The organism is Pseudarthrobacter raffinosi (genome assembly GCF_023913835.1).
Taxonomy (GTDB): Bacteria; Actinomycetota; Actinomycetes; order Actinomycetales; family Micrococcaceae; genus Arthrobacter; species Arthrobacter raffinosi.
This window is the reverse complement of record NZ_JAMXBG010000006.1, coordinates 88464-105542: the sequence shown is the minus strand read 5'-3', so window position 1 is coordinate 105542 and position 17079 is coordinate 88464. Positions and strand designations below refer to the sequence as shown.

The 17079-nt window shown below is 65.9% G+C and carries 14 protein-coding genes and 1 pseudogene; 7 read left to right on the top strand and 8 right to left on the bottom strand.

Annotation, left to right across the window (positions count from 1 at the left end; genetic code table 11):
- Positions 1 to 55: 55 nt before the first annotated feature.
- Positions 56 to 1252, top strand: a complete 1197-nt coding sequence (locus NG697_RS07875; RefSeq protein WP_252610175.1) for an MFS transporter — start codon at positions 56 to 58, stop codon at positions 1250 to 1252.
- 263 nt (positions 1253 to 1515) lie between these two features.
- Here the strand turns inward: NG697_RS07875 and aceB are convergent, their stop codons facing one another.
- A complete protein-coding gene (gene aceB / locus NG697_RS07870; protein WP_252613959.1) occupies positions 1516 to 3168 on the bottom strand; it encodes a malate synthase A in 1653 nt (550 codons plus the stop codon).
- Positions 3169 to 3260: 92 nt separating this feature from the next.
- Positions 3261 to 4577 (bottom strand): isocitrate lyase, encoded by a 1317-nt coding sequence (gene aceA / locus NG697_RS07865; RefSeq protein WP_252613957.1) that lies wholly within the window; start codon positions 4575 to 4577, stop codon positions 3261 to 3263.
- Positions 4578 to 4729: 152 nt separating this feature from the next.
- Between aceA and NG697_RS07860 the strand changes: the two genes are divergently transcribed.
- Positions 4730 to 6244: an XRE family transcriptional regulator gene (locus NG697_RS07860; RefSeq protein ID WP_252613956.1), complete on the top strand. Its 1515-nt coding sequence runs from the start codon at positions 4730 to 4732 to the stop codon at positions 6242 to 6244.
- Between the two features lie 165 nt (positions 6245 to 6409).
- Here NG697_RS07860 and NG697_RS07855 read toward each other — a convergent pair whose 3' ends face one another.
- The 3 genes from NG697_RS07855 to NG697_RS07845 are packed head-to-tail and all read right to left on the bottom strand — an operon-like array spanning position 6410 to position 9589.
- On the bottom strand, positions 6410 to 7420 hold the full coding sequence (locus tag NG697_RS07855) for a TAXI family TRAP transporter solute-binding subunit (protein ID WP_256472822.1): 1011 nt from the start codon (positions 7418 to 7420) through the stop codon (positions 6410 to 6412).
- Between the two features lie 34 nt (positions 7421 to 7454).
- Complete coding sequence (locus tag NG697_RS07850; RefSeq protein WP_252599822.1) at positions 7455 to 8924, bottom strand: sensor histidine kinase; 1470 nt, start codon at positions 8922 to 8924, stop codon at positions 7455 to 7457.
- A complete protein-coding gene (locus NG697_RS07845) occupies positions 8921 to 9589 on the bottom strand; it encodes a response regulator transcription factor (RefSeq protein WP_252610184.1) in 669 nt (222 codons plus the stop codon). Before NG697_RS07845 ends, NG697_RS07850 begins: the two co-directional genes overlap by 4 nt.
- A gap of 251 nt (positions 9590 to 9840) precedes the next feature.
- On the opposite strand from NG697_RS07845, the gene NG697_RS07840 reads away from it, so the two are divergent.
- Together NG697_RS07840 and NG697_RS07835 are read left to right on the top strand one after the other, a co-directional pair.
- Entirely contained in the window at positions 9841 to 11232 is a 1392-nt protein-coding gene (locus tag NG697_RS07840; RefSeq protein WP_252610186.1) for an MFS transporter, read from the top strand.
- Positions 11233 to 11536: 304 nt separating this feature from the next.
- On the top strand, positions 11537 to 12847 hold the full coding sequence (locus tag NG697_RS07835; RefSeq protein WP_252613954.1) for a serpin family protein: 1311 nt from the start codon (positions 11537 to 11539) through the stop codon (positions 12845 to 12847).
- Between the two features lie 26 nt (positions 12848 to 12873).
- On the opposite strand, the gene NG697_RS07830 is transcribed toward NG697_RS07835, so the two are convergent.
- Complete coding sequence (locus NG697_RS07830; protein ID WP_252599818.1) at positions 12874 to 13035, bottom strand: hypothetical protein; 162 nt, start codon at positions 13033 to 13035, stop codon at positions 12874 to 12876.
- Positions 13036 to 13265: 230 nt separating this feature from the next.
- Here NG697_RS07830 and NG697_RS21035 point away from each other — a divergent pair.
- Positions 13266 to 13358: pseudogene (locus NG697_RS21035) on the top strand (TetR family transcriptional regulator); the annotation flags it as partial.
- Between the two features lie 36 nt (positions 13359 to 13394).
- Positions 13395 to 13820 carry a hypothetical protein gene (locus NG697_RS07825; protein ID WP_256472820.1) on the top strand — a complete coding sequence of 142 codons (426 nt, stop codon included), beginning with the start codon at positions 13395 to 13397 and terminating at the stop codon, positions 13818 to 13820.
- On the opposite strand, the gene NG697_RS07820 is transcribed toward NG697_RS07825, so the two are convergent.
- Positions 13817 to 14713 carry a hydroxymethylpyrimidine/phosphomethylpyrimidine kinase gene (locus tag NG697_RS07820; protein WP_252599816.1) on the bottom strand — a complete coding sequence of 299 codons (897 nt, stop codon included), beginning with the start codon at positions 14711 to 14713 and terminating at the stop codon, positions 13817 to 13819. The two genes, NG697_RS07825 and NG697_RS07820, sit on opposite strands and share 4 nt — an antisense overlap.
- A 126-nt stretch (positions 14714 to 14839) precedes the next feature.
- Here NG697_RS07820 and NG697_RS07815 point away from each other — a divergent pair, with 126 nt between their 5' ends.
- On the top strand, positions 14840 to 15568 hold the full coding sequence (locus NG697_RS07815; RefSeq protein ID WP_252599815.1) for a queuosine precursor transporter: 729 nt from the start codon (positions 14840 to 14842) through the stop codon (positions 15566 to 15568).
- A 144-nt stretch (positions 15569 to 15712) separates the two neighbouring features.
- Here the strand turns inward: NG697_RS07815 and tgt are convergent, their stop codons facing one another.
- Complete coding sequence (tgt, locus tag NG697_RS07810) at positions 15713 to 17059, bottom strand: tRNA guanosine(34) transglycosylase Tgt (RefSeq protein WP_374209905.1); 1347 nt, start codon at positions 17057 to 17059, stop codon at positions 15713 to 15715.
- Between the last annotated feature and the right edge of the window lie 20 nt (positions 17060 to 17079).

The following is a 17079-nucleotide window of genomic DNA, read 5'->3' as shown; positions in this document are numbered from 1 at the left end:
GCGCCGTGATAGCAATGGAAGTGATGAAATCCTTTTTAGCCACCGCGGAATCCTCATGAGCGGACAGTTCCTGGCCAAAGTCCCCAAGGGCTGGATTCTCCTGGCCTGTATCGGACTGCTGGCGCTGAACCTGCGTGGACCTTTCGTGGCCGTTGCCCCGGTGGTTGACCTGATGCAGGCCGACCTCGGGTTTACCCCCGTGATGTTGGGCCTGCTGACGAGCATCCCGGTGCTGTGCTTCGCGCTCGCCGCGTCGCTGGCGTCACTGACCACGAGGAAGCTCGGCGCGGAGTTCGCCGTCTCCGTCACCATCCTTGGCGTCCTGGCAGGCGTGATTGTGCGCTCGGCGGGCGGCCCGGGACCGGTGGTTGTGGGCACGGTGATGATTGGCCTCGCCATCACGGTGGGCAATATCGCCGTGCCGTTGATTATCCGCCGCGACTTCTCCCCGTTGCGCCAAGGGACCGCCATGGGTGTGTACACCGCGGCTCTGAACATCGGATCATTCCTGACATCCATGGTCACGGCTCCCTTGGCCGAGCTGGCCGGTTGGCGGGTGGCCCTGGTGTCCGTGGGCATCCTGGCCGTGATTGCCATTGTTTTCTGGACCCTCGCCGTGGGCGCCCGCACCGCGTTTGTGCCCTCTCGCACCGTGGTGGCCGGCGGGCAGGAGCACCCGGCCGTCAAGGGTTCCGGCTGGATTACCGCCGGGCTCACCGCAGGCTTCGCCGGCCAGGCGTTTTCCTATTACGCGGTGACAGCGTGGCTGCCGAGCTATCTCAACGACGAGCTTGGCATGTCTGCTTCGGCGGCCGGGGCAGGCTCATCGCTGTTCCAGATCTTCGCCATTGTTGGCGGCCTGGGAGTGCCCTTCGCGGCCAAGTATTTCAGTACGACGACGACGGCAGTCACCGTGGGGTTGTTGTGGACGGTCGTGCCGGCCGGGCTGCTGCTGGCGCCGGAACTGTGGTGGCTGTGGTCCACGTTCGGCGGCATCGCGCAGGGCGGCGGGATCACGCTGATCTTCATCGCCATCATCAAGCTGGCCCGGGACCAGGTGTCCGCGGGCCGGATGTCCGCCACGGTCCAGGGGCTCGGTTACTGCTTCGGGGCGGTGGCCCCGCCGCTGGTGGGCTTCGTGCACGACGCCTCGGGTTCGTGGACCCCGGCGCTGCTGGTGATCCTGGGCTCGGTGCTGATGTTCTTCGTCTGCACAACCCTGGCCGTGCGGCTGGTGCCGAAAGGACGCTGACGCGTCCCGCCGTCGTACGTTCCCTTGTCCCCTGCATGATTTACCGACGCTCTCTCACTTAACGCAGCTTAACGACCGACGCTCTCTCACTATCTTGAGGATAGTGAGAGAGCGTCCCGGGTTTTCTTGCATTAAGTGAGAGAGCGTCCGCGGGTCACACGGGTGTTCCGTCGCCGGGCCGGCTCCCCGGATCTCGGGGTGCCTGTTGCGAAGGGCGTGCCTGCCCGGCGGACGGAAATCTATTCAGTGAGCTTGCTGCAGCCCTAGGCCGCGGCGAGCTCCTCTTTGGTTGCCTTTTCGCGGGCCTCGGTGAGGTAGCGGGCGTAGGCGGGGAGGGTCAGGAAGGACGGGAAGTCCTGGCCGAGGGTGACTTCCTCGAAGATGTCGCGGGAGTCTTCGAAGCGGTCGCCGTCGAAGCGTTCCAGGCGTGCGAACTCTTCGTCGAGCAGTTCCTCGATCCACTGGTGTGTGATGATTTCGCCGCGGTCGGTGATGGCGCTGGCGAACATCCACTGCCAGATCTGGGAGCGGGAGATTTCCGCGGTGGCGGCGTCCTCCATGAGGTTGTGGATGGCGACGGCGCCGTTCCCGCGGAGCCAGGACTCGATGTAGCGGATGCCTACCTCGATGTTGTTCCGGATGCCCTGCTCGGTGATGGTGCCTTCGGTGGCGGCCACGTTGATGAGGGCGCGGTCATCGGGGATGACGTCCTCACGGGTGCGGTCCAGCTGGTTGGGACGCTCGCCAAGGATGGCATCGAACACTTCGCGGCAGACCGGAACCAGGTCCGGGTGGGCCACCCAGGAGCCGTCGAAGCCGTCATTGGCCTCGCGGGTCTTGTCGGCACGGACCTTCTCGAACGCGTTGGTGTTGGCGGCCTCGTCCTTGCGGTTGGGAACGGCAGCGGCCATACCGCCGATGGCCATGGCGCCGCGCTTGTGGCAGGCACGGACCAGCTGTTCGGTGTAGGCACGCATGAACGGCTGGGTCATGGTCACCTGGGCGCGGTCCGGCAGGACGAACCGGGGGCCGCGGGTACGGAAGTTCTTGATCAGGGAGAAGATGTAGTCCCAGCGGCCGGCGTTCAGGCCCGACGCGTGATCACGCAGTTCGTAGAGGATCTCCTCCATTTCGAACGCCGCGGTGATGGTCTCGATCAGCACGGTGGCGCGGATGGTGCCCTGCGGAATGCCCAGCAGGTCCTGGGCGAGGATGAAGATGTCATTCCACAGCCGTGCCTCGAGGTGGTTCTCGATCTTGGGCAGGTAAAAGTACGGGCCCTTGCCCTGGGCCAGCAGGCGGTGGGCGTTGTGGAAGAAGAACAGGCCGAAGTCCACGATGCCGCCGGCCACGGGAGCGCCGTCGATGATCATGTGCTTCTCGGGCAGGTGCCAGCCGCGGGGGCGCACCACGATGGTGGGCAGTTCGTCGGCCGGGCGGAGCTTGTATTCCTTGCCCTCGGGGGAGGTGAAATCGATCCGGCGCTCCAGCGCATCGGTGAGGTTCAGCTGGCCCTTGATGACGTTCCGCCAGGTGGGGGTGGAGGAGTCTTCCATGTCAGCAAGCCAGACCTTCGCGCCGGAGTTCAGCGCGTTGATGGTCATTTTCTTATCCACCGGTCCGGTGATTTCCACGCGGCGGTCCTCCAGGCCCGGGGCCGGGGGAGCGACGCGCCACGACGGGTCGTTGCGGATGTCCTCGGTTTCGCGGAGGAACCTCGGATCCTGGCCGCCGGCGATGTCCGCCCGGCGGGTCCTGCGTGCCTGCAGCAGTTCCTGCCGGCGCTCGGCCGTGACCCGGTGCAGCTTGGCGACAAACTCCAGTGCATCCGGAGTAAGAACCTCGTCCTGCCGGCAAATGGGCTGCGCGGCCAAAGTGATCCCGTTGATGGTGAAGCTGTCAGTGAAGGTGTTCATTTCAATCTCCTGGAGCTGTGCCCAAACTGGGTAGCACTAAGTGTCGTTTTGAGCCTCCAAAACGACACTTAGTGCTACTTACTTGGGGAAAATTAGTGGAACTGGCCTTCTTCGGTGGATCCCACCAGTGCCAGGGTTGATGCGTTCGGGTTGAGCGCGGTTGCAATGTCGTCGAAGTAGCCGGTGCCGACTTCGCGCTGGTGCTTGGTCGCGGTGTAGCCGCGGGATTCGGAGGCGAATTCCTTTTCCTGGAGCTCGACGTAGGCGCTCATGCCTTCACGGGCGTAACCGTGGGCGAGATCGAACATCGAGTAGTTCAGGGCGTGGAAGCCGGCCAGGGTGATGAACTGGAACGTGAAGCCCATGGCGCCGAGTTCACGCTGGAACTTGGCGATGGTGGCGTCGTCCAGGTGCTTGCGCCAGTTGAACGACGGCGAGCAGTTGTAGGAGAGCATCTGGTCCGGGAAGTCAGCCTTGACGGCCTCGGCGAACTTGCGGGCCAGCTCCAGGTCCGGGGTGCCCGTCTCCATCCAGATGAGGTCAGAGTACGGGGCATAGGCCTTGGCGCGGGCGATGCAGGGTTCGATGCCGTTGCGGACCTTGTAGAAACCTTCCGGCGTGCGTTCGCCGGTGACGAATTCCTTGTCGCGGGGATCGACGTCGGAGGTGATCAGCGTGGCTGCCTCGGCGTCGGTGCGGGCGATGACCACCGAGGGGGTGCCGGCGACATCGGCGGCCAGGCGGGCCGCGTTCAGGGTCCGGACGTGCTGCTGGGTGGGGATCAGCACCTTGCCACCGAGGTGACCGCACTTCTTTTCCGAGGCGAGCTGGTCTTCCCAGTGCACACCTGCCGCGCCTGCCTGGATCATGGATTTCATGAGCTCGTAGGCGTTCAGCGGGCCGCCGAAGCCGGCCTCGGCGTCGGCAACGATCGGCACCATCCAGTCCTCAACGGTCTGGATGCCTTCGGAGAACTCAATCTGGTCCGCACGCAGGAGTGCGTTGTTGATGCGGCGCACCACGGTCGGAACCGAGTTGGCCGGGTACAGCGACTGGTCCGGGTAGGTGTGGCCGGAGTTGTTGGCGTCGGCGGCAACCTGCCAGCCGGAGAGGTAGATGGCGCGGAGGCCGGCCTTGACCTGCTGCACGGCCTGGTTGCCGGTGAGTGCGCCCAGGGCGTTGGTGTACCCGCCGGTCTTGTGCTCTTCGGTGAGCTGCTTCCACAGTTTCTCGGATCCGCGGCGGGCCAGCGTGTGTTCTTCGGAGACACGGCCGCGGAGCTTGACGACGTCCGAGGCCTTGTAGTCACGGGTCACACCTTCCCAGCGGGGGTTGGCGGACCACTCGAGCTCCAGGGCGGCGGCCTGCTCTTCGGGCGTCTGCTGGGTGGGCTCAAATGCTGCAGTCATCGTTGTCTCCTTGATTGAGCTCCGGGTGGTTATCTGCCGGCCGAAGCTGCTTCCTTGCAGCTCCGGCCAGCTTCCCGGTGCGGTGTTTCTTTCCGTGATTACTACTTTTCAGCACTTCACAACACTTCTCTAGGGGAAAACCATGGAAAGAAATGCATTTCTTCGCGTATGCTCAAGAAATGACGCCTGGAAGCTGGAACCGCGAAGTTGTACTGCCACCGTCGTCCGCCGCCTCCCCGGAACTGGACGTCATCAGCCTGGGCCGCCGCGTGCGGCATCTGCGCAAGCAGGCCGGGTACACACTCGATGACTTGGGCGCCGCCGTCGGGACCGCCCCCAGCCAGTTGAGCCTGATTGAAAACGGCAAGCGGGAGCCCAAACTTTCCCTGCTGCAGGGGCTGGCCGCGGCCCTGAACGTGAGCATCGACCAGTTGCTTGGCGCCGAGCCGCCGAGCCGCCGCGCGGCCCTGGAAATTGAGCTGGAACGCTACCAGCGCGGGCCCCTGTACGAGTCCCTTAATCTGCCCAAAATCCGCATCAGCTCGCGGCTTCCGGTCGATGTGTTGGAGGCGCAGGTGGGGCTGCTGCATGAGCTCGAACGCAAGCTGAACGAGCAAGTGGCGACGCCGGAGGAAGCCCGCCGCGCGAACGGTGAACTGCGTGCCATGATGCGTGAGCGCGGCAACTACTTCCCGGAGTATGAGGCCGAGGCGCAGAAGGTCCTGGGGCTGGTGGGTTACACGGCCGGGCCGCTGAGTCAGCACGTCATCGCCGACATCGCCGAGAAGCTCGGATTCACCCTCCATCACGTGAGCGACCTGCCGCATTCCACCCGTTCAGTGACGGATTTGAAGAATCACAGAATTTACCTGACGCAGAGCCAGCGGCAGGACCACGACCCCCGCTCGGTGCTATTGCAGGCGCTGGGGCACTACGTCCTGGGGCACGAGACGCCGAAAAACTACGGCGACTTCCTCGGCCAGCGGGTGGCCACGAACTACTTCGCGGCCGCGCTCCTGCTGCCCGAGCAGGCCACCGTGGACTTCCTGCAGAAGGCCAAGGCTGCCAAGGAAATCGCGGTTGAGGACATCCGTGACGCCTTTGCCGTCTCCTACGAGACCGCCGCGCACCGCTTCACCAACCTGGCCACGAAGCACCTGGGCATCACTACCCACTTCCAGAAGACCCACAAGAGCGGCATCATCTACAAGGCCTACGAGAACGACGGCGTGACGTTCCCGATGGACCACACCGGCGCCATCGAGGGCCAGCCGTCATGCAAGGCGTGGACGTCGCGGGCGGTGTTTGATGTGCCGGACAAGTTCAGCGCGTACAGCCAGTACACGGATACTCCGTCCGGCACATATTGGTGCACGGCCCGGACGGAGCGATCGGCCAGCGGCGAGTTCTCCCTGAGCATCGGGGTGCCGTACCAGCACGTGAAGTGGTTCCGCGGCCGGGAAACCACGGCGCGCGAAAAGTCCACATGCCCCGACCCGAACTGCTGCAAGCGGCCCCCGGCAGCGCTGGCCTCCGAGTGGGCCGGAAACGCCTGGCCGGCGGCTCGCGCCAACACGCACCTGCTGGCCGCGATGCCGCCCGGCGCGTTCCCCGGCGTGGACGAGACCGAGGTCTACTCGTTCCTTGCTGCGCACTCGGGGAGCTGACCGCGGGCGTCACGCAGAGCATGCTTATGGTTCAGTCCCGGGCAGCTTTCGGCTGGAAATCCCCTGAAATCCTCGGTTTGCAGGCCCTTTTGGTGGACGAAGCCCGCTGAAAGCGTGCTGTGCGTGACGCGGCAGCCAGCCAACGTGCCACCCGATTCGCCCCACCTACCCGTGGAGCTCCCGGTACGCCGCAACGGCGCCGGGGTGCAGGGGCAAACCCGCGGTGTTGATCAAGGATTCCGGACTCAGGAACTGGACCCCCAGGCTGGAACGCGGAATCAGTTCCTCGGCGTGGCCCACCAGCAATTCGACGGTCCGCTTGACGGTACGGTCATCAAGATCGCTCCGGCACAGCAGCAGGTTCGCCACGCCCACGGTCCACACGGCCGGAATGCCCGCGTAGGCGCCCGCCGGGATCAGCACCCGGTCGTAGAAGACGCCGTATTTCGCCCGCAGTGCCGGCAGCAGCGGCGACAGATCGAGGAAACCCAGCCCGACGTCGTCGTTCGCGGCGGCAATGGCCGCGGTAGGCACGCCGCCTGACCAGAACAACGCGTCGACCGTTCCGTCCCGCAGTGCCGCGAGGCCCTCGTTGAGGCCGAGGCTCAGCACCGTGACGCCGCCGGCGGTGCCCGCAGTGCTGCTCAGCCCGGCAGCCTCGAGCAGCCGCGGAGTGGTCAGCGACGTCCCCGAGCCGGGCTCGCCGACAGCCACGGTCCGGCCGGCAAGCCCGCTAATGTCCCGGATCCCGCTGTTGTGCCGGATGACGCAGTGGACGTAATTTTCATACACCTTTCCGACGGCGGAAAGTCCGACGGCGGGCGACTCACCCACCGCTGTGCTTCGGGCAGCCGAATCCGCGAGCGCGACGGCGAACGTGGCTTTGCCGGTCAGCAGATGTTCGAGGTTGTCCAGGCTGCCGCCGGTAGTCAGCGCCGTGGCCAAGCCGGCCACCCCGTGACGTTGGAGGGATGCCGCCAGCAGCTCGGCGAACTCCAGGTAGAAGCCGCCAGGCTCGCCGCCGGCCACGGTGACGGTGGCCGGGCGGTCCGTCGGCGTGCACGCACCCAGGCCCGGCAGGAGCAGCCCGGATAAACCGGCCGCGAGTCCGGCCTTGAGGACGGTTCGCCGCGGGGGATCAGGGGGAAGCGGGGGACTCGGGGGACTCGTGGGCAAGGCCAGCGCTCCGGCCAGGCGCCCCCCGAACAGGTCACCCACGCGGAGCCGCCTGCTCCGGCCCGGTCTGTTCCGGCCCGGCAAAACTTCCCGGCAGCTCCGCGGCCCACGGAAACTCGAGGCGCGCGATCAGGCCATGCGGCGAGGCCTCGGCAAGCACCAGCAGGCCACCGTTGGCGGCTGCCAGCTTGTCCACGATGGTCATGCCCAGCCCGGTGCCGCGGATGCTCCGGTGCGCCGGGGACCGCCAGAAGCGGCTGGTGGCCGCTGTCCGTTCGTCGGCGGAAAGCCCGGGGCCGTCGTCGGACACTTCGATGGCCACCGTGCCTTGGCGCTCGCGGGCAGCAACCGAGATGTGGGCGCCGGGAGCGTACTTGATGGCGTTGTTCAGAAGTTCGCCGACCATCTGGGCCAGCTCTGCGGCGCTGCACGCGATGTGCACGGCGGGGGCCGGCGGATCTGCCAGCAGGATCGATGCTCCGCCGCGCTGGGCGGCGGGGCCCGCCCGTTCGGTTTCTTCCTGCAGGACCGGGTACGGATCAAGCGGCGCTTGTGCCGCGGGCGACGGGGTTCCCAGCGGGCCCCGTGCGGAGTCCTCGGAGGCCCGGTGCTCGGCGGACGCCAGCCGCAAAACGCCGTCCAGGATCTCCTCCACACGTTCGAGCTCGGCCAGCACCCCTGCGGCGGCGTCGTGCTCCCGGGCGGTCTTCAGTTCCAGCTGCAGCAAATCGATCCTGAGCCGCAGCGCCCCCACGGGATTGCGTAGCTCGTGCGACGTGTCAGCTATCAGTTGCCGCTGCGAATCGAGGCTGTGGCTGACGGTCTGCGCCATGGTGGTGAATGAACGGCTCAGTTCCCGCAGTTCCGGCGGCCCGGCCTCCGGAAGCTGTCCGGTCCGGCCCGTTGCCTCAAGTTCCGTGACGGCGGCGTTCAGCCGATGCACGGGGCGCAGCACCCACTCGGTCACGCGGGCCGCACCAAGCAGTAGCACCGCAGCCAGGACCGCCGCTGCCACTGCGACGATGAGCCACCGCTCCCGAAGTTTCTGCCGGGCCGCGTCCAGTTTGACCTCGAGGACCGCCTCGCCCAGGACCTGGCTCGCGCTGCCGAAGGAGCGGGAGATCACCTCGGAGGAAGGCCCGAACGGCTGCAGCGGGCTGAGCGTGGTGTCGCTAAGGTTCAGGTTCGCCCTGGCCACCGCGTCCCGGACGTCCGGCCGGTCCTCGCTCAGGCCACCGGAGCGCAGGGTTCCCTGCTGGAGACGGATCAGGACTCCTTCGCCGTAGAGCTCGGAATACCGGTCCATCTCCGTTTGCAATTGAGCGGTTTCGCCGGCGGAAGCTGCGTCGAACGCCACCTGTGCCAGGCGGTTGAGGGAAGCGGCACGGTTGATCTGGAGTTCCTGGGTCAGTTCGCGGCCGGCGGACGTCAGGATGGCGTTGGAGGTGATGATGACAATGAGCAACGCCAGGACACTCAGGATGCCCAGGACGCGCAGTTTCACGCCGGGTCCGCCTCGACCCGGTAGCCGACGCCGCGGACGTTGATGATGAAGCCCGGTAACTGGAGCTTGGCCCGCAGCCCCGTCAGGTGCACGTCAAGGGACCGGGACGAGGCCACGAAGGCGTCGCCCCACAGCGCGTCCAGGATCTGTTCACGGGTGACCACCGAACCGGCGTGGCTGGCCAACAGGGCCAGCAGGTCAAACTCGGTGGCCGTCAGCGGGAGCACCTCGGAACGGAGGGCCGCCACGCGCCGCTCGAGGTCGATCTCAAGATCACCCAGCACCACACTCTGCTGCCGCGTACCGCGATAGCGGCCGGCACGCCGCGTGACGGCTTCGATGCGGGCGAGAAGTTCCACGAGCTTTACTGGCTTGACGAGGTAGTCGTCCGCTCCGGACCGCAGGCCGAGCACCACACTGCGTTCGTCGTCGCGCGCGGTGAGAATCAGGATGGGCACCGGCGTGACCTGGCGCAGTTTCCGCAGCACCTCCAGCCCGTCCATATCGGGAAGGCCGAGGTCCAGCAGGATCACTTCGAACTTCCGGTGGACCAGCAGGGCGTCTGCTCCGCGGGCAACCCGGGTGGGGTTGTGCCCCGCGGTCGCGACGGCGGCGGCGAGGGCGGACGCCATGGCGTCGTCGTCCTCGACGATGAGCAACTCCATGGCCTGGTTCCCTTATTCGCTGAGCGGGCAACGCAAACTGCCCGCTTTGGAGATTACCCCGTCGCCCGCCGAAACCTAAGGAAGTGTTAGGAAATGCCCTCCCACGTTGGATGTGCCTTGCATCACGCATAACTTGGATGAGGCCCTCGGCGTTTGAGGGGGGCCCGTCAACGTCGAGGAGGAACCATGGGCAACGTAGCCATGGACAGCACGAAAGTAAGAACAGCGCCGCAGTCCGGGGAGGTTCAACGATGAGCGCCCAGCACGCAGTCCAGAGCGAGGCAGCACAGACCCGCCGGGCCGTGAGCAACATCCTCAAGGGTTCAGCGGGCAACCTCGTGGAGTGGTACGACCTCTACGTTTACACAGTCTTCGCGGCGTACTTCCAGTCGCACTTCTTCAATTCCCAAGACGACCTGCAGGCCGGGCTCGAGGCCATGGCCGTCTTCTCGACGTCGTTCCTGATGCGTCCGGTGGGTGCCTGGTTCTTCGGCCGCTATGCCGACCGCAAGGGCCGCAAGGCGGCCCTGACGCTCAGCGTAACGATCATGTCCGCCGGTTCCTTCGCCATCGCCATCTTGCCGACGACCCAGCAGATAGGCGTCTGGGCGCTGATTCTGCTGATCCTTGTGCGGCTGGTCCAGGGCTTCTCCGTGGGCGGCGAATACGGCACCAGCGCCACCTACATGTCCGAGGCCGCCACATCCAAACGCCGCGGCTTCTTCTCAAGCTTCCAATACGTCACGCTGATCGGCGGCCAGATGCTGGCCCTGCTGGTGCTCGTCATCCTGCAGAACACCATGGACAAGGGCGCCCTGACTGAGTGGGGCTGGCGCATCCCCTTCGCGATCGGCGGCGTCGCCGCGCTCGTGGTCCTGTGGCTGCGGCGCTCGATGGAAGAAACCGTGTCCGCCGAGCAGGTCGAGGCCGCCAAGGTTCCGGCCGTGGCCGGCGTTGCCCAACCGGGCACCATGAAGTTGCTGTTCACCCAGCACTGGAAGCCGCTGCTGATCTGCATCGGCGTCACCCTCGGCGGCACCGTGGCGTTCTACACATACACCAACTTCATTCTGAAGTTCATGAACGATACCTCCGGGATCGCCAAGACCGACACCTCCGTGATCAACTTCTGGGCGCTGTTCATCTTCATGCTGCTCCAGCCGGTCTACGGGATCATCTCGGACAAGGTCGGGCGCCGGCCGCTGCTGCTTTGGTTCGGCATCACGGGTGTGTTGTTCACCTGGCCGCTGCTCTCCACGCTGTCCAACACCAAGGACCCGTTCACGGCATTCCTGCTGATGCTGGGCGGCCTGCTGATCGTCGGCGGCTACACCTCGATCAACGCCCTCGTGAAGGCCGAGCTGTTCCCGGCCTCCATCCGCGCCCTCGGCGTTGGCCTGGGCTACGCGATCGCGAACTCACTCTTCGGCGGCACCGTCCCGCTGCTTGGTGCGGCGTTCCAGAAGGCCCAGCGCGTGGACCTGTTCTTCACCTACGTTACCGTGGCCATTGCCATCTCACTGCTGGTCTACATCTTCGCCCTGAAGAACAAGAAAACCACGCACCTGGACCGCGAACAGGGCGATGCCTGGAACCGCCCGGCAAAGGACGACGACAAGGACAAGGACCTCATCAACGCCTAGCGCTGTGGGCAGCTCCGGTGGGCGTACGACGGCGGGTGGCCACCCGCCGTCGTACGCCCACCACCCGCGCCGCCCCCCGCACCCTGGACGCTCTCTCAGATAATGCGGCAAATCCCGGGGCGCTCTCTCACTTTCTTGAGGAAAGTGAGAGAGCGTCCCGGGATTTCTTGCGTTAAGTGAGAGAGCGTTTGGATGAGACCAAAATGAGTGCAAAGCGTGACCGTTCAGGCATCGTCTCGCGCCGCCGTCGCTGGTTCACTGGGAGCAGGCGGATTCCCGCCCTTGTGTGCCGGGGGAGGCGACAGTGGTGTTTCGTTTTCAGCGGGCGGTGGCGTTGGGTGCGGTGCTGGGACTGGCAGCATGTGCGGCCCCGGCCCCTGCGCCTCCGGAGCTCCTGACGGCCGACGGCGTGGAGCGGATTTCGGTGGACCGCGCCGCTTATGCCGCTGAACTGCGCTCCTTCCGGGCTTCCGCCCTGGGCCTTGGCGAGGCGCTGCTGGCGGACGGCGGCGACGGCGCCAACGGGAACGTCGTGTCCTCGCCCGGGAGCCTGCTGATTGCCCTCGCGATGCTTCGCTCCGGCGCGTCGGGCGAGACCGCGGCGGAGATGGACAGCGTCCTGGGACTCCCCGCAGAGAATCGCGACGAGGCCATGAACGCGGTCCTCAGCTCACTTGCGAAGTTCGACGGCGACCCCGGCGCAGTGGATGAGGACAACCCGCCGCGGAAACCGGTCATGCATGCCGCCAACGGGCTGTTCGTGGACAAGGGTGTGCCCACCGGCGAGTCCTTCCTGGAAACGCTGGCCCGGCACTACGGAACGGGCGTGTATCCCGTGGCCTTCAGCGATGAGGGTGCCACGAAGCCCGCCATCGATGCGTGGGTCAACAGGAACACGGGCGGCCGGATCAAGGAAGCCCCGGCAGAGTACGACCGCCGGAACACCTTCAGCCTCCTCAATTCCCTGTATTTTGCCTCCGCCTGGAGCGCGCCGTTTGACCCGAATGCCACCTCGGACCTCCCCTTCACAACAGCTGCCGGCGAGGAAATCGATGCGCCTGCCATGCACAACGAGGCGGAGATGAAGTACGCGGAAGGTGCAGGCTGGCAGGGCGTGGACCTTCCCTACGCCGACGGTTTCGTTATGCGGTTGATCCTGCCGGGGGCCGGATCCGACGCGGACGCCGGGGCCGAGTCCCGCCCCGCCTCGGCTGCCTTCGGTGCGGAAACGCTAGCGGAAATCGCGGACGCCTTCGACACTGCAGCGCTGGAGACGGTGCAGATCCAGTTGCCACGTTGGGACCACAAGTGCAGCTTTGACCTGCGGAAGGTGTTTGAGTCACTGGGGCTCCAGACGACGCTCGACACCACGGAGGATTTCAACAACATCCAGCCCAAGATGGCGATCACCCAGGCCGCGCAGGCTGCCAACATCACGGTCGCCGAAAAGGGCACCATCGCAGCCGCGGTGACCCAGATCAACGGAGCTGTCACCAGCGCTCCGCCGCAGCCTGAGCGGTCCATCAGCTTCGACCGGCCATTCCACTACCAGATCGTCCATGTGGAAACCGGCCTGCCGCTGTTTATGGGAACGGTGGCCGACCCGCGCTCGTGACCGTGGCCTCCCCGGGCTGAGCCTAACTAACTGGTCTTGCGGGAATTGCGGCTTCGCAGCAGGGCGCCGTACCCGGCAAAGAGCCGCGGCACCACGAGGTAGACAGCAACCGGAACCACCACGAGCGTTAGAACCAGGGCACGGAGCACCGTGTGCCAGCCCTCGGTCAGGGGTGCCACAAGCATCATGCCCACGGCCACCAGCGGAAAGATGGCCAGCCACGTGATGGCGGCGCGCGGACGTGGATGGAGGGTGCAGGCGGCACCGGTCCGTGAGCAGTGACCGGAGCCTGAGCAGGGGCGGCTGACGCGGGAGCAGTTGCTGTGGGGCTGAGGGTGCTGTTCGCGACATGGCCTGGAATACTGACCGCACCAAAGCACTGCTGCTGACCGCCGCCACCGAGTAGTTCAGTGACAAGGGCCTTGCGGGGGCGCGCGTGGACCGCATTGCTGCCGCGGCGGGCGTGAACAAGGAACGCATCTACCAGTACTTCGGCAAGAAGGACGAGCTGTTCGACGCCGTCCTTGCCGCTGAACTGGTGCGGGTGATGTCCGAGGTCCCCATCGAAGGTTATGGCGCGGCGTCCATCGGAGAGTACGCCGGAAGGCTTTTTGACCGTCACACGAACGACGGCGCCCTGGCCCGGCTCCTGTTCTGGGAAGGCCTGGAGCGCGGGAGGAATACCGTGGACCGGGCCACACGCGCGGACCACTGCGCCACAAAAGTGGACCAGATGCTGGCAGTTCTACCCGGAATCGACCGCACGGATGCGGCCGACCTGGTCCTCACCATCGTGACCCTCTGCGACGGCTGGACGGTGCTGCCCCAGATCGACGCACTTTTGGCGGGCTCCGCTCCGGACCGCCTGGACCGCCGTCGGGCCTTTATTGTGCGGACGGCCACGCTGGTGGCCGACGCCCTGCTGGAAGAGGCCCGGCTGGAAAAGACGCCGCTGGAAGACTCAATAAACTAGCGCGCGCCGCCCTGCCAGAGGGCGTCGAACGGCGCACCGGAGGCCACACGGTTGCGGATGCCCGCGGTGACAAAGTCCTTGGCGGACCGGGCAGCCTCCAGCGGCGTGGCGCCCTTGGCCAGCTCGGCCGTCACCGCCGCGGCGAGGGAGCAGCCGGCACCGGACACGGCCACCTCGCCCACCTTCGGAGCGCTGAGGACCTCCAGGGTCTCGCCGTCGTAGTAAACGTCGACGGCGTCCGGGCCTGCCAGCCGCACCCCGCCCTTGGCCAGGACCGCGGCGCCGCTGAGCTCGTGGATGCGGACTGCTGCGGCTTTCAGGGACTCGACGTCGATGATCGCCAGGCCGGACAGCGATTCGGCTTCGAAGTGGTTGGGTGTGACAAATGTGGCCAGCGGCAGGATCTGCGCCTTCAGGGCCTGGTCCGTGTCCAGTGCGTGGCCCGGCTCCTGGCCCTTGCAGATCAGCACCGGATCCAGCACTACATTGCGGAACCGGCCCGTTTCCAGCGCCGCGGCGACCGTGCTGATGGTGGCCGGGCTGCCCAGCATGCCGATCTTCACGGTGTCCAGGACCGGACGGCCTGGAGCTGACGGCTCTCCCGACGCCCTCTCGAAGGCGGCGCCCGACGCCGGGCCGTAGGCCGCCGCCGTGGCTTCCAACTGGTCCGCAATGACCTGCTGGTCCACCGGCACAAAGCGGTGGTTCCAGTTGTCGCTCGGATCGAAGGACACGATGCAGGTCAGGTTGGCGATGCCAAACACGCCCAGCTCCTGGAACGTCTTCAGGTCGGCCTGGGCTCCGGCGCCACCCGTGGCTTCGGATCCCGCGATGGTCAGGACGACGGCGGGAGCGGAAACGGGGGACTGGAGGGCAGCTGAAGCTAAAGTCATGGCACTATCCTGCCATCCGGCGTCGGGCCCTATTGTTCAGTGGGAGAATGTCGTGACAGTGCTAATACAGCCGGCGTCCCGCGCAACTTTCGTTGCGCGAGCCGTACGCCGAGCGAACCACTACGAATGGAATCCCCCAAGTCTTCCCCCTCAGGCCGTGACGCCCAGCCCATCGCCGACTCCGCCCGGACGGCGCCGAGATTCGCATCAATCGGTTCGCCGTACTTCGGTATCATGCTGGCGTTTATGGCCGTGGTGCTGATCCTGTCCAACATCGGGGCGTCCAAGGGCGTCGCGATCGGTCCGATCATCACGGACGGCGGGTTTTTCCTGTTCCCGCTCGCCTACATCCTGGGCGACGTCATCAGCGAGGTCTACGGTTTCAAGGTGGCGCGCAAGGCCATTTTCACCACCTTCGCACTGTCCGTCTTCGCCTCTGTTTGCTACTGGGTGATCATCGCCCTGCCCGGCTTCGATGACGAGTTCGGCACGTCCAAGCAGGCCGCCCTTGAGGGGGCCCTTGGTCCGGTGCCGCAGATTGTGCTCGCCTCGCTGTTGGCATTCCTGGCCGGCCAGACCATTAACTCGTGGATCCTGGTGAAGATGAAGGCCCGCTCCGGGGAGAAGTCACTCTGGGCGCGGCTGATGGGTTCCTCAGGCGCGGGCGAGTTCGTGGACACCCTGATTTTCTGCAGCATCGCCGCCTCCGTCATCGGCATCACGGACTTCGGCACGTTCCTGAACTACGTGGTGGTGGGCTTTGTTTACAAGACACTCGTGGAGTTCCTGTTTGTGCCGGTGACGTCCCTCGTGATCGGCTGGATCAAGAAGCGCGAACCGAGCTACGGGGTCTGAGCGGCCATCCCCGGGCCGCCATTTCGACGGTTCCCTGCGCAGACGATGTTCGCAGCCATCGAGTGCGCAGGGAACCATCGAAACGGCGTGGAGGACGACGGCGGGACGCAGGGAAGGCGGGCGGGCAGCGAGCCGTGACACGCGCTAGCGGTAGTACTGCGCCAGGGTCTCGGCCTTGAACTCGAAGAAAGTCCCGGCTTCGATGGCCAGCCGGGCGTCGTCCACCATCTTCACCACAAAGCGTTCGTTGTGGATGGAGATCAGGGTGGCGGAGAGCATTTCCTTGGCCTTGAACAGGTGGTGGATGTAGGCCCGCGAGTAGTTGGCGCAGGCGTAGCAGTCGCAGCCCTCCTGGAGCGGGCCGAAGTCGCGTTTGTACTTGGCACCGGAGAGGTTGAAGCGGCCGGCTGGCGTATAGAACGCGGAGTTGCGGGCCACTCGGGTGGGGGACACACAGTCGAAGGTGTCCGCGCCGTTCTCGATGGCCGTGAAGATGTCGTCCGGCTCGGAGATGCCCAGCAGGTGCCGCGGCTTGTCCTCCGGCAGTTCCTCGTTGCACCAGCGCACAATCGTGCCCAGGTTTTCCTTCTCCAGCGCCCCGCCGATGCCGTAGCCGTCGAAGTCCATGGCGCCAAGGTCCCGGCAGGCCTTCCGGCGCAGGTCCTCGTACTGCGCACCCTGGATCACGCCGAAAAGTGCCTGGTACGGCTTCCCCACACGGGACGTGGTCAGCCGGAAATGCTCCTCCAGGCATCGCAGGGCCCACAATCGCGTGCGCTCCAGCGATTCCTCCTGGTAGCCGCGGGAGTTCTGCAGCGTGGTCAGCTCATCGAACGCGAACATGATGTCCGCGCCGATCTGGTGCTGGACCTGCATGGAAATTTCGGGGGAGAAACGGTGGCGGTCGCCGTTGAGATGCGATTTGAACCAGACGCCGTCGTCGTCAATATGCGCCAGGCGTTCCTTGCCCGGAGCCACGGCGTCGTCCGGTCCGGAGGTGTCCACCGACTTCATGTCGATGACCTTCTTGAACCCGGACCCCAGGCTCATCACCTGGAACCCGCCGGAGTCCGTGAACGTGGGCCCGGACCAGTTCATGAACGCGCCCAGCCCGCCGGCCTCGTCCAGGATGTCCGCGCCCGGCTGGAGGTACAGGTGGTAGGCGTTGGCAAGGAGCGCCTGTGCACCGAGGTCCGCCATGGATTCCGGCAGGACGGACTTAACCGTCGCCTTGGTCCCGACGGCGATGAACGCCGGGGTGCGGATTTCGCCATGGGGCGTGGTGACGGTCCCCGTGCGGCCCAGGAATTTTCCGCCGTTGGCAGCTGCCTGCCCAGCCGACGGCGCACAGCTGTCAGCCAGGCGGGTGCCAACGGTGAAGGAGAACTGCGACTGGTCGGCTGCAGCGGCCGAGCCGGCCGCCGCTGCTACGGGATCAGCTGGGACTGCCGATACGGAGACGGATGGCGCGGGGGCGGGGTTGGCTGGCACGGTTCCAGTGTGCCAGCAAG

Excerpts from the sequence above, each read along its gene's own strand:
- NG697_RS07820 (WP_252599816.1), bottom strand. The coding sequence starts at position 14,713 with ATGACTTTAGCTTCAGCTGCCCTCCAGTCCCCCGTTTCCGCTCCCGCC.
- NG697_RS07815 (WP_252599815.1), top strand. The coding sequence starts at position 14,840 with ATGGAATCCCCCAAGTCTTCCCCCTCAGGCCGTGACGCCCAGCCCATC.
- NG697_RS07845 (WP_252610184.1), bottom strand. The coding sequence starts at position 9,589 with ATGGAGTTGCTCATCGTCGAGGACGACGACGCCATGGCGTCCGCCCTC.
- NG697_RS07860 (WP_252613956.1), top strand. The coding sequence starts at position 4,730 with ATGCATTTCTTCGCGTATGCTCAAGAAATGACGCCTGGAAGCTGGAAC.
- aceA (WP_252613957.1), bottom strand. The coding sequence starts at position 4,577 with ATGACTGCAGCATTTGAGCCCACCCAGCAGACGCCCGAAGAGCAGGCC.
- aceB (WP_252613959.1), bottom strand. The coding sequence starts at position 3,168 with ATGAACACCTTCACTGACAGCTTCACCATCAACGGGATCACTTTGGCC.
- NG697_RS07830 (WP_252599818.1), bottom strand. The coding sequence starts at position 13,035 with ATGATGCTTGTGGCACCCCTGACCGAGGGCTGGCACACGGTGCTCCGT.
- NG697_RS07875 (WP_252610175.1), top strand. The coding sequence starts at position 56 with ATGAGCGGACAGTTCCTGGCCAAAGTCCCCAAGGGCTGGATTCTCCTG.
- NG697_RS07840 (WP_252610186.1), top strand. The coding sequence starts at position 9,841 with ATGAGCGCCCAGCACGCAGTCCAGAGCGAGGCAGCACAGACCCGCCGG.
- NG697_RS07825 (WP_256472820.1), top strand. The coding sequence starts at position 13,395 with ATGTCCGAGGTCCCCATCGAAGGTTATGGCGCGGCGTCCATCGGAGAG.